This window comes from Curtobacterium sp. ABR8, assembly GCF_057812125.1.
Genome location: NZ_CM173818.1, coordinates 841785 through 854377, shown reverse-complemented (window position 1 = coordinate 854377; position 12593 = coordinate 841785). Strand labels below are relative to the sequence as shown.

Annotated in this window: 19 protein-coding genes; 5 read left to right on the top strand and 14 right to left on the bottom strand. The window is 67.5% G+C overall.

Annotated elements, in window-relative coordinates; all coding sequences use genetic code 11:
- Window positions 1-6: 6 nt before the first annotated feature.
- From ACXKZB_RS04220 to ACXKZB_RS04205, 4 genes are read right to left on the bottom strand one after another with little or no spacing between them, the layout of a single operon-like run.
- The gene (locus ACXKZB_RS04220; RefSeq protein WP_111057348.1) at window positions 7-378 is read right to left on the bottom strand and encodes a fluoride efflux transporter FluC; all 372 of its coding nucleotides are present in this window, start codon (window positions 376-378) and stop codon (window positions 7-9) included.
- The gene (locus ACXKZB_RS04215) at window positions 375-878 is read right to left on the bottom strand and encodes a CrcB family protein (RefSeq protein WP_182516995.1); all 504 of its coding nucleotides are present in this window, start codon (window positions 876-878) and stop codon (window positions 375-377) included. Before ACXKZB_RS04215 ends, ACXKZB_RS04220 begins: the two co-directional genes overlap by 4 nt.
- Window positions 875-1618, bottom strand: coding sequence for a 2,3-bisphosphoglycerate-dependent phosphoglycerate mutase (locus tag ACXKZB_RS04210; protein ID WP_488824803.1), 744 nt, complete (start codon window positions 1616-1618; stop codon window positions 875-877). The genes ACXKZB_RS04215 and ACXKZB_RS04210 overlap by 4 nt, the downstream gene beginning before the upstream one ends.
- Entirely contained in the window at window positions 1615-2121 is a 507-nt protein-coding gene (locus tag ACXKZB_RS04205; protein WP_488824802.1) for a universal stress protein, read from the bottom strand. The genes ACXKZB_RS04210 and ACXKZB_RS04205 overlap by 4 nt, the downstream gene beginning before the upstream one ends.
- A 1054-nt stretch (window positions 2122-3175) precedes the next feature.
- Here ACXKZB_RS04205 and ACXKZB_RS04200 point away from each other — a divergent pair.
- Window positions 3176-4252 carry a zinc-binding dehydrogenase gene (locus tag ACXKZB_RS04200; RefSeq protein ID WP_488824801.1) on the top strand — a complete coding sequence of 359 codons (1077 nt, stop codon included), beginning with the start codon at window positions 3176-3178 and terminating at the stop codon, window positions 4250-4252.
- A 24-nt stretch (window positions 4253-4276) separates the two neighbouring features.
- Window positions 4277-4612 (top strand): hypothetical protein, encoded by a 336-nt coding sequence (locus ACXKZB_RS04195; RefSeq protein WP_146247942.1) that lies wholly within the window; start codon window positions 4277-4279, stop codon window positions 4610-4612.
- Window positions 4613-4693: 81 nt separating this feature from the next.
- On the opposite strand, the gene ACXKZB_RS04190 is transcribed toward ACXKZB_RS04195, so the two are convergent.
- The gene (locus ACXKZB_RS04190; protein WP_111057378.1) at window positions 4694-5413 is read right to left on the bottom strand and encodes a VIT1/CCC1 transporter family protein; all 720 of its coding nucleotides are present in this window, start codon (window positions 5411-5413) and stop codon (window positions 4694-4696) included.
- 165 nt (window positions 5414-5578) lie between these two features.
- Between ACXKZB_RS04190 and ACXKZB_RS04185 the strand changes: the two genes are divergently transcribed.
- Window positions 5579-6043 (top strand): DUF2231 domain-containing protein, encoded by a 465-nt coding sequence (locus tag ACXKZB_RS04185; RefSeq protein WP_111057352.1) that lies wholly within the window; start codon window positions 5579-5581, stop codon window positions 6041-6043.
- 333 nt (window positions 6044-6376) lie between these two features.
- On the opposite strand, the gene lgt is transcribed toward ACXKZB_RS04185, so the two are convergent.
- Window positions 6377-7267, bottom strand: coding sequence for a prolipoprotein diacylglyceryl transferase (lgt, locus tag ACXKZB_RS04180; protein ID WP_258373646.1), 891 nt, complete (start codon window positions 7265-7267; stop codon window positions 6377-6379).
- Window positions 7268-7505: 238 nt separating this feature from the next.
- Window positions 7506-8915: an MBL fold metallo-hydrolase gene (locus tag ACXKZB_RS04175; RefSeq protein WP_111057353.1), complete on the bottom strand. Its 1410-nt coding sequence runs from the start codon at window positions 8913-8915 to the stop codon at window positions 7506-7508.
- 154 nt (window positions 8916-9069) lie between these two features.
- On the opposite strand from ACXKZB_RS04175, the gene ACXKZB_RS04170 reads away from it, so the two are divergent.
- Entirely contained in the window at window positions 9070-9204 is a 135-nt protein-coding gene (locus ACXKZB_RS04170) for a hypothetical protein (protein ID WP_488824800.1), read from the top strand.
- Window positions 9201-9554, top strand: coding sequence for a thioredoxin (trxA, locus tag ACXKZB_RS04165; protein WP_111057354.1), 354 nt, complete (start codon window positions 9201-9203; stop codon window positions 9552-9554). Before ACXKZB_RS04170 ends, trxA begins: the two co-directional genes overlap by 4 nt.
- Before the next feature lie 85 nt (window positions 9555-9639).
- Here trxA and ACXKZB_RS04160 read toward each other — a convergent pair whose 3' ends face one another.
- The 7 genes from ACXKZB_RS04160 to ACXKZB_RS04130 all read right to left on the bottom strand — a co-directional run bounded on the left by ACXKZB_RS04160 (window position 9640) and on the right by ACXKZB_RS04130 (window position 12282).
- The gene (locus ACXKZB_RS04160) at window positions 9640-9792 is read right to left on the bottom strand and encodes a hypothetical protein (RefSeq protein ID WP_181440154.1); all 153 of its coding nucleotides are present in this window, start codon (window positions 9790-9792) and stop codon (window positions 9640-9642) included.
- Window positions 9793-9883: 91 nt separating this feature from the next.
- On the bottom strand, window positions 9884-10081 hold the full coding sequence (locus tag ACXKZB_RS04155; protein ID WP_111057355.1) for a TlpA family protein disulfide reductase: 198 nt from the start codon (window positions 10079-10081) through the stop codon (window positions 9884-9886).
- 240 nt (window positions 10082-10321) lie between these two features.
- Window positions 10322-11071: a sulfite exporter TauE/SafE family protein gene (locus ACXKZB_RS04150; RefSeq protein WP_111057356.1), complete on the bottom strand. Its 750-nt coding sequence runs from the start codon at window positions 11069-11071 to the stop codon at window positions 10322-10324.
- The gene (locus tag ACXKZB_RS04145) at window positions 11071-11307 is read right to left on the bottom strand and encodes a DsrE family protein (protein WP_333781364.1); all 237 of its coding nucleotides are present in this window, start codon (window positions 11305-11307) and stop codon (window positions 11071-11073) included. Before ACXKZB_RS04145 ends, ACXKZB_RS04150 begins: the two co-directional genes overlap by 1 nt.
- A gap of 113 nt (window positions 11308-11420) precedes the next feature.
- Window positions 11421-11723 carry a rhodanese-like domain-containing protein gene (locus tag ACXKZB_RS04140; protein WP_175351003.1) on the bottom strand — a complete coding sequence of 101 codons (303 nt, stop codon included), beginning with the start codon at window positions 11721-11723 and terminating at the stop codon, window positions 11421-11423.
- A gap of 2 nt (window positions 11724-11725) precedes the next feature.
- The gene (locus ACXKZB_RS04135) at window positions 11726-11893 is read right to left on the bottom strand and encodes a DUF8730 family Cys-rich protein (protein ID WP_111057358.1); all 168 of its coding nucleotides are present in this window, start codon (window positions 11891-11893) and stop codon (window positions 11726-11728) included.
- A 119-nt stretch (window positions 11894-12012) separates the two neighbouring features.
- Complete coding sequence (locus ACXKZB_RS04130) at window positions 12013-12282, bottom strand: metal-sensitive transcriptional regulator (protein WP_111057359.1); 270 nt, start codon at window positions 12280-12282, stop codon at window positions 12013-12015.
- Window positions 12283-12593 lie beyond the last annotated feature (311 nt).

Here is a 12593-nt window from a genome sequence, read left to right as displayed (position 1 = left end):
GTGTGGTCATAGGGCACCGCCGAGGAGAATTCCGGCGATCGCTGCGGCGACGGAGACGACGAGCATCCCGAGACCGTTGAGGGCGGCGGCGTTGATCCGGCCGCTGCGGGCGAGGCGAACGGTTTCGAAGCTGGCGGTGCTGAACGTGGTGTACCCGCCCATCACCCCGGTGCCAAGGACCGCAACCGGCACCGCACCGAGGTGGGTGACGGCGCCGACGATGATGCCGAGCAGCAGCGACCCGGTGATGTTGATCGTCAACGTCCCGACCGGGAGCCGGAACTGCCGACCCGTGTTGATGAGCCCGTCGAGAAGGAACCGGCCGGCGGCACCGGCACCACCACCGAACGCGACGGCGAGGACCAAGAGCGGACTCATGCGCGCACCTCCCGGGGGCGGATCCAGGACGCGACGACGAGCCCGCAGGCGGTCGCGATCGCACCGGACAGGATGGTCAGAAGTGCGTACCCAGTGCCCGCAAGGCCATGCCCGTTAAAGAACAGCGCGGAGGTGGACTCGGCGAGGGTGCTGTAGGTGGTGAACCCGCCGAGGGCCCCTGTGCCGAGGAGGAGCCGCAGGATGCGGCGGCGGCCCTGGTCGGGTCCGCGGTGCGCGAGCGCTTCCAGGAGCAGACCGAGCAGCAGCGCGCCGGCGATGTTGATCCAGAAGATCGACCAGCTCACCCCACCATCCGCTGGCAGGAGGCTGCTGATGACGTCGCGGAGCGCGGTGCCGACGGCACCGCCAACGGCGACGAGGCCGAGGTAGCGCCAGCGCAGGTGCACGGGCCGCGTGACCGGTCGCGGGTCGGAGACATCGACGTCGGGGTCGGGTGGGAGCAGATCATCGGGCATCGGGGTGTCCGTTCGGGTGGTCATGTTCCGCCTTCTGCCGCGACGAGCGCCGCGGCGTGGTGTGATGCAGGGTCGAGGTACTTCCCGCCCCGCGGCTGCAACGAACCGGCGCCGTTCGGCCGGTACAGCAAGGGCTGCCCGGTGGGCAGGTTCAGCTCCGCCAGCTCCGCATCCGACAGGTCATCTATGCAGGCGCAGAGCGCCCGCAGCGAGTTCCCGTGCGCGACGACCAACACCGTCCGCCCCGCCGCCACCGCGGGTAGGAGCCGGTCGCGCAGCACTGGGCGGATGCGGGTGATGACGTCGGCGAATGATTGCGTTCGCCGGACCGCCGCCCGGCCAAGGCCCCGCAGGGCTGGGCTCCGCCGAAGGGTGAGCCATTGCCGGAGTGGCATCGGTGCTGGTCGGCCGTCTCGGGAACGGCGCAGCCGCAGGTACTCGGCGTCCCCAAGCGCAGCGAGGGATGCCGCCTTGGTCATCCCGGTGAGCGCGCCGAAGTTCCGCTCGTTCAACTCCCACACCGCGGTAGTCGGGATATCCCGGCCGAGGACGTCACTGACGAGGTCCGCTGTGTGCACGGCCCGCTGCAACGTCGACGTGAGGATCAGGTCCGGGATCACGTGGTGCGCGGCGAGAAGCCGGCCGGCTTGTCGGGCCTGCTCCTCGCCGCGGGAGGTGAGCGGTACGTCGACCAGGCCGGTGAAGGTCCCGGCCTGGTTCGTGGTGCTCTCACCGTGCCGAAGGAGCACCAGTGCGCCACTCACGACGCATCCCACGGAAGCGGGTCATCGAACCCCACCGGGTCCACGGGGACCACGAGAACGGGACGGTGCTGCTGATGCGCAAGCCGCGCCGCGACCAACCCGTTGAAGAACTCCGTGATCCGCCGCCGACCGGTCTGGGTACCGACCACGATCATCAACGCGTCGTGCTCTTCGGCGACCGCGGCCAGTGCGCGCCCGGGATCGCCGACCTTCGTCAGCACCGTGACTTCGGCTGAATGGACAGCGGCGATCTGGTCGATGACTGCCCGATCCGCGTCAGGAAGATCCGTCGGCCTGGCGTCCGCCGAGTCTGGATCGATCGGTTCGATGATCTCGGACCCGTCCGCTCGGTTCCCGGCTGACAGGAGCGCCGGGTCGACGGTCACGCATACGAGAGGAACAGAGAAGCGTTCCGCGATCTGCGCTGCGACCGTGACGACGTCGCGTACCTGACCAGCCTGCACGCCGAGGACGACCGGGCCGTCCGATGCTGCTTGTCCCATGTCGTCTCCCTACCTCAGGCGCGCACAAGCGCGACCAGCTGAGATAGGGACTGTTGTCGACGAGTGTCGAGGTTGGGTTCGGCAAGCCCCACTGCCGGGTCCGAAGACTCCACCAGTATGCACCAGCGAGCGGCGGCGCGTACGTATCTTCTTCGCCGTCAGGTGTCGCGATGCCGAGAAAGCGAGCTCAGTGTCTGTGTTTCGTTTCTGTATCAGTCGCCGCACAGCTCCGGCGGAACGGCGAGGGTTGTGGGATGCCCGTGTTTCGAGTCAGCCAGTCAGGACGCGTCGTTGCCATCGAGGCGCCGACCGTCATGGAGGCGACCGCGCGGGCCGTTGTCATGCGTGGGTTCCACCGCGACTCGTCACTGGCCGTCGAACCGCTCCCGCCAGGCGCCGCACTCCAAGAAACACGCACGCCTCTGCCTGACCTCACTCGTGCTGCTGCCCGAGAGCTCGAACGGGTGCAGCAGCTCCCCCCAGTTCAACACGTGGTGGGACGTGAGGCTACGGCCCGGACCGCCGCAGTGGTGCAGCTGATGGTGGCGTTCGCCGCATTGTCCGCACTCCTCGTCGCGGTGCTCACCGGCGGTGGATGGGTGATCGTCGCTCGGGCAGCGCACCCGGGACCCCTTGGAGACTGCCTACGCATCGGGCTGTGCACGGCGACTCCGCTGAGCACGGTGGAAGCCCGAACTGGTATCACTCTGCCGCAGGGTACGGAACGGCTACGGTCATCGGCGTCTCGGAACGGCCGATTCGTGTCCGCGCTCGTTCGCCTGCCCGCGGGTGCTGACCGGCCCAGCGCCCCGAAGGGGTCTATTCCAGCGCTCACCGGGAGGGCGACGGATGCGTTGCAGAGCACCGGGGCAACGAATCTGTCCGGGTGGGAGGACGGTGCCGTTGGGCTCTTCGTCGGGCAAGCGAACGATCGGATCGTCGTGTTCCTCCGCTACGACGATTCGACTCCGCCCACAGAGAGCGCCCCACCGGCCGCAGCTCCGCAGGCTCTGATCGATGGGTATCCGCAACTACATCCGGTACGGAGTGGAGCATGACGGAGCTGCAGACAATGCGTGCCGTCGTGACGACCGGTATTGGTGGTCCCGAGATGGTGCAGGTCACGCAGGTCCCGGTTCCTCCTGTCGGGTCGGAGGAAGTGCTGATCCGTGTCAGCGCAGCGGGAGTGAACAACACGGACATCAATACGCGGCTCGGTTGGTACAGCCGTGATGTCCGCAGCGGCACCGCGGATGCGCATCCGATCAGCGCGAAGCAGCCAGGTGGGTACAACGGAGCGACGGTCTTCCCACTGATCCAAGGCGCCGATGGCTGCGGCACTGTCGTAGCCGTCGGCGCTGGTGTGGCGCCGACCTTGCAGGGGCGCCGCGTTCTCGTGCGCTCGTGCATGCTGACCCAACGCCGGAATGGGGTACCGCTGTGGTTTGGGTCGGACCGCGACGGTGCGTTCGCGGAGTACACGGTCGTACCCGCCGCCGAAACGTTCCCCGTTGATTCCAATTGGACAGACGTGGAGCTGGCATCGATCCCGTGTTCTTCGGGCACGGCGGAGAACATGGTCGAACGCACCGGCATCGGACGGGGCAGCAGGGTCCTCGTCACGGGCGCTGCGGGCGGTGTGGGGTCAGCCGCGGTCCAGCTTGCGCTTCGTCGTGGCGCTGACGTGGTGGCTGTCGCCAGTGCATCGAAGCATGCACCGCTGCGTGATCTCGGCGTCACCGACGTCATCGATCGGGACGCCGACCTCATCGAAGCGCTCGGGGACCTGCGCGTCGACGTCGTCATCGACAACGTCGCTGGTCCCGGATTCAGTTCGGTGCTCGAAGCGCTCGTCTCCGGCGGCACCTATGTCACATCCGGAGCGATCGCGGGGCCGATCGTCGAGCTGGACCTGCGCCGCCTCTACCTTCGAGACATCCGCCTCGTCGGCACAACGTCCTGGGCCGACGATGTGTTTCCCCAGGTCATCTCAGCAATCGAGCATGACGGACTCCGACCGCTGGTCGCCGAAACGTTCCCGCTCGACCAGATCGCCGACGCACAACGCGCGTTCCAACGTCCGGGCCGGTTCGGCAACATCGTGCTCACCGTCCGACACCACCACCCGTGATTGGCAACGTGTGACACTGCTGTGATGAGTGTGCAGGTGGTCGTCATGGTCGCCCGGATCGGCGACTCGCAGGAGAACGCCGTCCCGCTCACCTGCGTCGATCGTGATGTCGACACCGCTGCCGCCGCTGTCTCAAGGCAGCTACCACCCGGCTGGCAGGTGCTCCCCAGCGCGACAGGGTCGAGTGCACAGCAGCGCGAACGCGACGCGCGAATCGCGGCGCTCACTCATGCCGCCGCCGTCGGCGTGATGGCCGCTGCCCTCGACATACCTGGAGCTCCGCCGTGGCACCGTGCCGGATCCGACGGCGACGGCGACTGCGCTTATTCGACTGAGCAGCTGGCGTCGACCTCACGATGATTCGGGTTCATCATCAGGTCGACGTGAGCCCTCCACGGCGGCTGTCGCGTGGGAGTGTGGTGCCTCGATGCACGATCAGTGTTAGACGGCTCCTGAGGTGCCAAGGAGCGAGCCGATGATGAAGGTCGCTGCGAGGGCGAGTGCGCCGCCGATGAGGACACGGATTGTGGCGCGGGGGATGGAGCCGCCGCCGATCTTCGCGCCGGTCGCGCCGGTGAGGGCGAGTGCGATCAGGACCACGATGAACGTGACCGGCACCCGGATGCTCTCCGGCGGTAGCAGGATCGCCAGCAGCGGCAGGATCGCACCGACCGCGAACGCCCCTGCGGATGCGAACGCGGCATGCCATGGACTGACGACCGCGTCCTCGTCGATGCCGAGTTCCGTAGACAGGTGCGCTGCCAACGGGTCGCGTTCGGTGAGTTCGGCAGCCACCTGCGCGGCGGTCGAACGCTGCAAGCCGCGCTGCTGCCAGAGCTGCGTGAGTTCCTCGAGTTCCGTTTCCGGGTCGTCACGCAGCTCGGTGCGTTCCTTCTCGATAAGCGCACGTTGGCTGTCGCTCTGGCTACTGACCGACACGTACTCGCCGAGCGCCATCGAGATCGCACCACCAACCAGGGCAGCAACACCAGCCGTTGCGATCGCGGCGCCGGACGTCGACGCGCCAGCAACGCCGACCACGATCGACGCAGTCGATACGATCCCGTCATTCGCGCCGAGGACACCGGCGCGCAACCAGTTGAGACGGGACGACAGATCCCCGACGTGTGCTTCGCCGACATGCGGCTCGGAAGGGCTCATGACCACCAGCGAACCAGGCCCGGACTGGGCCGTTCACGTGAGAACTCGTACGAAGCCATTTCACGTCACACCGGCGGGGGTATGGCCGTTCCGCGAGGCGTCCGGTTGAGTAAGCACAGTTGCCGACGTGACGTTCGGCACGTCCGATGACCGTGAAAGGCCACCATGGACTGGCAGTTCGGCGGGATCCCGCTGCATCCCCTCTTCGTCCACCTCACCTCCGTCGCGGTTCCCGTCGCAGCACTCACCGCAATCATCGTCGCTGTGTGGCCGCGGGCGCGCCGTTGGCTCGCTGTCGGAGCGCCCATCATCGGCCTGGTCGCGCTGGCGTCCGTGCCGTTGGCGACGCAGTCAGGTGAGTGGTTGGAGCACCGGGAGAAGGAGACTGCGCTCCTAGAACGACACACGGAACTCGCTGACGGGATGCTCCCGTGGTCGGTCGCCGTGTTTGCGTTTCTGGTGCTCTGGTGGGCGTGGCACCGGTACGGCACCGACCGCATCGCCGGTCGTGGCGCCGTCCGCGCGATCAACATCATCGGGCCGGTGCTGCTGATCGTCGTTGGGGTCGTCTCGATGATCGAGGTCATCATCATCGGCCACGCCGGAGCAACATCGGTCTGGACGGACTGATCCTCCAGCTCAATCCCGGCGCGCCAGCGTCACGCGTGATCGTCCGGCTGGTGCGAACCAGGGGCTGCCATGGGCGTCTCTGGTTCGAAGCCGTCGCGCAGCCACGCGAGCGCATCCGTGTCTGATTCGAAACCGACCTGCAGGAACATCGGACCAGCGTCCCTCCCTACCCCTGGGCGTCCGTGCGGTTCCGATCACACCACAGTGCCAATCCTCACCGTCAGCGGGGCCCGTTGACCTCAGCCAGAGCTAGTCAGGCTAGGACCCGAACCGGCTGCGAACCGTCCGGCGATGATGCTTCCGCGCGAGTTGGCTACTCGGGGCGCGGCCCTCTCATCGCAGAGAGTGGTCCGCGGGCTGCGGCTTGGCGCTCTTGCCTGCTGCATCGATGAGCAGGCCAGAACCGTCATTCAGTCGTCGCGATCGCCGAACGGCGAGGAGAACGATGACGAGTCCGACGAGTGCGGACGTGATCGCGGCAATGGTGTTGAACTTCATGCCCGCAAGGACCAACTCGGTGGGGTCGAGGCGCTGAGTCTCGAGGTACGCGCGCCCGGCGCCGTACCAGAGGAAGTACAGCCCGATCGGAACACCCCGCGGCAGTCGAAGGCGCTTGCCAAGCAGCAGAATCAGCGCACCGCCGGCTGCGTCCCAGAGCAGCTCGTAGAGGAAGAGTGGCTGGAACAGGGTGTCGGCGGGTAGTCCTGCGGGGAACGCTGGGCTGCTGGTGTGGATCTGCAGTCCCCAGGGCAGGGTGGTGCGGTCGCCGAAGAGTTCCTGGTTGAAGTAGTTGCCGAGACGGCCGAACGCTTGCGCGAAGAGCATCCCTGGCGCGAGCGCGTCGACGAGGGCAACGAACGGGGTGTTCGTGCGGCGGCAGCCGATCCAGACGCCGAGGACGCCGGCGAGGATGCTGCCGTAAATCGCAAGTCCGCCCTCCCAGATCGCGATCACGTTCCACAGGTTCGCGCCGGGGAAGAAGTAGTCCCCGGGGTGGGTGAACACGTGGTAAAGCCGCCCGCCGACGAGCGCGATCGGGACGGCCCAGATCGCGATGTCGATCACGGTGCCGCCGTTGATGCCGACGGCTCGGAGTCGGGCTGTGGTGACCCAGGAGGCGATGACGACGCCCACGAGGATGCACAGTGCGTAGTAGTGCACCTCGAACGGTCCGATCGCGAACCCGTTAACGGGTGGGCTCGGAATGCCAGCAGCCAGGATCACAGCACCTCCGTTCCGGCGCACCCAGTCAGTTGCAGGGCTAACCAGCCCTCGGCGCACCACCGTCCAGTCTGTCGTGCTGCGCGCCGGCACACGATTCGACACCGTACGGCAGCAACCACGCCTCGACGGCAGACCGGCGACGAAGCGCTCCGCACACGACAGAACCCCTCAGCCCTGACGCCGTTGCGGGTCAGAGCTGAGGGGCTGCCTGGTACCGGATGCTGAATGTCGGGTGCGCCTACCGTTCCGCTCCGGCGTTGGCGTGCTGTTGCATGCGGGCGTAGCCGAGGTAGCTGCCATCGACCTCGATGACCGGGAATCCTGCACGGCGCAGCGCCTGCGCGGCGACGATGTTGCGGGCGCCGCTCTGGCAGTAGCTGACGATCGTGCGGTCCCTCGGGAGCCGGCTGGTTTCCCAAAGCACACGGCCCGCGCCGATGCGCGTGGCGCCGGGGATGTGGCCGGCGTGGTACTCGCTCATCTCCCGCACATCGAGGAGGAACGGTTCGTCGAGGTCCGCGATCTGGTCCGGTGCAATCGTCTCGGATGGTGCTGTCTCGATGCCGTCGAGGGAGGTGAAGTAGCCGGCGGTGGTGTCGATGCCGACGCGGATCAGGTGGTCCCGCACGTGCTCAGCCTGCTCGTGGTCCTCCACGAGCAGCAGGAGTGGCCGCTGCTCGCGTTCGGGGTCGATCGCCCATGCACCCCAGGCGGCCGTCTTGCCGGTTGCGGGGATCGCGAGAGCGCCGGGCACGGTGCCGGCCCGAACATCCGCAGCGGCACGCGTGTCAACCAGGACCGCGTCGCCATCGGCGGCACGGGCGGCAGCATCCTGCGCGGTGACGGCTTCGAGGTTCGGGAGCGGGCCGAGGACAGCGGGGCCGTCGCGGTTCTCGCGCTTCATGCGGGCGAAGTAGGCGTGCGCGTCGGGCTGGCCGTCGAGGAGTTCCCGGACGAACCCGTCGCGGTCGTCGGCGGCAAGGTAGGGACCCCACCACGTGTAGAGGCGTTCGTAGCCGACAGTGGTTGACGCAATCGCCCCGAGCGCCTTCCCGCAGGCGCTCCCAGCGCCGTGCGCGGGGTGGATCTGCACGTGGTCCGGTAGCGCCAGCAACACGTTCTTGAGGCTGTCGAAGAGGTCCTGCGCCCCCTGGAAGCGGGTGTCCTTACCGCCTGCTGCTTCGTCGAGAAGGTCCGGTCGGCCGAGGTCGCCGACGAAGACGAAGTCGCCGGAGAGGAGGTAGCCCGGGTCATCGGTGAGTGCACCGTCGGTGACGAGAAACACCAGGTGCTCGGGAGTGTGGCCGGGCGTGTGCCGAGCGGCGAGCCGGATGTTACCGACCTGGATGACGTCGCCGTCGAACAGTCGGGTCGCATCGAACCCGTACTGCCAGTCGACGCCGCCCTCCCCCGACACGTACGCCTCGGCGCCGGTGACGTGGGCGAGCTCGCGGGTGCCGGAGAGGTAGTCGGCGTGGATGTGGGTCTCGGTGACCGCGACGATCCGCATGCCGTTCTTCGCGGCGGTGTCGAGGTAGACCTGCACCTCGCGGCGCGGGTCCACGACCACCGCTTCTCCAGTGGCCTGACATCCGATGAGGTAGCTCGCCTGCGCGAGGTCCTCGTCGTAGAAGCGTTCCAGCAGCATGACTTCCCCTTTCGATCGGAACCAATCAGACGATACCCCCAGGGGTATCATGTTGTCCACCCTGTCGAGATAAGGCGCTCGACGACCGGCTGCACGCGGGAGTCTTGCCTGATGATACCCCTAGGGGTATCTTGGCGAGCGGAAAGGAGCCGTGATGTGCTTTCGAGTGACCTGCGACGAGTGCGGGAAAGAGACGTGGGGTGGCTGCGGCCAGCACGTCGAGGACGCCCTGTGGGACGTCCCGGCGGCGCAGCGCTGCCCGGGCCACGATGAGGAGGTCGCAGCGTGAGCGTGCAGGCGGTGACCGCGGCGACGTTGCAGCCGGTGATCGAGGGCGGCGGCATCGTGCTGGTCGACTTCTGGGCCTCGTGGTGCGGGCCCTGCAAGATGTTCGCGCCGATCTTCGAGCAGGCATCCCAGACGCACGCGGACGTAACCTTCTGCAAGGTCGACACGGAGGCTGAGCAGGATCTCGCTGCAGCGGCGGGGATCACAGCGATCCCGACACTGATGGCGTTCCGTGATGGGCAACTGGTGTTCCGGCAAGCCGGCGCACTGCCCGCGCCGGCGCTCGAGGACCTCATCGCGCAAGTCCGCGCCCTCGAGCCAGCACAGCCGGCGTCCGAGCCCACCGCCTGACCAGACGAGGTGAGCAAACGAGAGGGGCTGGAATCCGATTGCGTCGGATTGCAGCCCCTCTTTTGTGCAGCGGCCCCGGCTTCGCTCAGCTGGGGAAAGCCGGATTGAAGCAGGCGAAGCAGATGGTGCCGGCAGCGGCAATTGAAGCCGCGAAGACCGCGGCGCCAACCGCGAGCGTGATCAGGGATCCGCGGGTGACACCGACGACGTCGCTGTCGTGACGGGAAGAGTTGGACATGGTGCGCTCCTGATCTGATGAAGGTCGCCGCACTGGCGGTCCGGCGTTGATGGTCCGGCGTGCGTTACTGGCGGGCGGTGTCAGAACGCGGTCATGATGCGGCGGCGATCGCGGTGATGGGCTGGGTGCTGGTCGCGGCGCCGAGGATGCGTGCGGCAACGCGCCCGTCCTGGTCCAGGATCACCGTGGTGGGGGTCGCGTTCGCTGTGATCGAGCGCTGCAAGGCGGTCCGGACCGGCGCGTCCCGTGCATCGAGGACATTCGGGTACGGGACGTCGTGCTGGGCCACGAACCGCCGGGCGGGAACGCCGCCGCGTCGATGGTTCCTCACCCACCTCCGGGGCGGAGAACATGACCGGTGCGCCCCGCTCCGGAACAGGGATCCGGGTCATCACCTGATGCTGCCCCAACGCCTCGGCGCCAGCGCCGGCGCCGTACTGCACGGCAAGCTCATCGCTTGGAGCGCATCCCGCGGGCAACCCGACCGCCGTGAGCAGGGCCGCTCCGGGGATGATGCGACGGCCCATGCTCACCATGTCAGCACGGTGCGGACGACGGTGAGGACGGCGATCGCGAGGACGAGAGCTGCGAACACCCGTTGCAGGGCCTTACCGCTGATGCGGGCAGCGAAGCGTGCCGCGATCAGGGAAGCTGCGAACGCGGGGACGGCGAACGCGATCGTCAGGGGCCAGTCCACAAATCCTGACCCGGCGTGCGCGGCGACGCCGCCGATGGAGTTGACGATCGTGATCACCAGGGAGGTGCCGATTGCGGCACCAATCGGCAGGTTCAGCAGCAGCACCAGCGCCGGCACGATGATGAAGCCGCCGCCGACACCGAGCAGTCCCGTGAGGAACCCGACCCCGACGCCGACCAGGAGCCCCCGCCACACCCACCGACCCCTCGCGAGGAGCTCGCCCGATGCGGTCGGGCGGGGCCGGAGCATCTGGACGCCCGCGGCGATCATCAACGCCGCGAACGCGAGGAGCACCACGTGTTGCGGCAGCGCCGCGTTCACCGCGGTACCGAGAAACGCTGCCGGGATCCCGACAGCACCGACCGTCGCAGCAATTCGCCACTTGATACCGTGCCGCAGCCTCGGGAGGACAGCTGCGACGGAGGAGCTCGCCGCCATCACCAGCGACGTGGACATCGCTTCCGTGACCGGCACCCCGATCACGTACACCAGCGCCGGGACGGCGATGATCGCGCCACCCGCACCGACCAGGCCGAGGACCGCGCCCACGAAGAGCCCGAACGCGGCGACACCGATCAGCATCAGATCCGCACGTACGCAGCGCCAGCCCACTGCTGCTGCGTCAAGTACGTCACCGCCGCCGGCACCGTCCCCACATCAGGCAATAGCGCCTCAGCTGCGACACCGACACGCTCCATGCTGTTCGCACACGCCAACACGTCGACACCGGACCCAGCGATCGTGGTCAGCAGATCATCCAGATGCGCACTATCCGTCACCAGCCCGCGAACCGCGCCGCCCTGCACGATGACCTGCACGCTCGTGTCTGATCCGAGGCTTTGCACTGCGCGCCGGGCGACTCGCAACGCAGCCGTGAGGACACCCGGCTCCTCCGCGAACGCGTGAATCAGGAGCTGATGCCGGTGCTCCATCAGTGCTCGACCGGCTTCCCCGCCGCAACCCACGCCGACGTCCCACCGACCACGTTGACCGCCTCAACACCCGCTGCCCACAGCACTTCCGTGGCTTGCGCGCTGCGCCGACCGCTCTGACAGATCACGTGCACCGGCCCGGCCGTGCGCAGCTCGTCAGCGCGCTCCCACACACTCGCCAACGGCACGTTCCGCGCGCCAGGAACATGCCCTGTGGCGTACTCATCCGGCTCCCGCACATCGAGGACCGTCCGGTCCACGAGGACGTCGAGGTCATCGACCGACACCTCCGGGATCGCCATGATCAGGCCTTCCCGAACAGGCGGGAGAAGAACCCGCCCGAAGACGGTTCGTTCTGGTGCCCCTGGCATCGCTGCGACTTTGGAACACCTCGCATCACCTGGTCCACGTGCTGGCCGCAACCGGCCCACGACGCCTTCCCGCACTTCTTGCACGTCACTGCACGACACATGGTCGACTCCTTCTGCTCGGGCCCCGCGGGGCACACCGATGAGGCTCGCGACCAGCAGGCGGCCGCGAGCGGATTAGGTACTAATCCAGGCGGGGTCGATGAACGACCGGCCTGAATGGTCAGGCGAGGGTCATGAAGAGCTTCTCGAGCTCCGCCACCGTCATCGGGTCGGACTCGTCCTGCTCATCAGTGACGCACTTCTGCATCGCAGTCGAGATGATCTGGAATCCGGCACGATCAAGCGCACTGGACACGGCTGCGAGCTGGATCACCACGTCACGGCACTTGCCGCCGTTCTCGATGGCGTCGATCACCGCGTTCAACTGCCCACGCGCACGGCGCAGACGATTCAAGACCGGCTTCTGGGTGGCATCCACAGCAACGCTCATCGGAAGTTCCTCTCGCTCAACACCTTTAGGATACCCCCGGAGGTATCGCTGTGACAAGTTGTCGAACCTGGGAAGCCAAGCGCAGGAGAGTGCGGCCGCGTCGCGCCTGGCGTTGGATTGCCATCGCGCTGGCGGTTGTCGCGGCGGGAATATGGGCCAGGCAAGTGGGGACGCCACTTGGTCTGTGGGCTGTTGCAGTCAGCGGCACCCTGGCACTGATCGCGTTGGCGATCCGTCTCACACCGCGATGGGGCAGGCCCGCAGCGTGCCGCCTTCGCGGACCATTCCTGGCAGTCGCACTCGTCCTCATC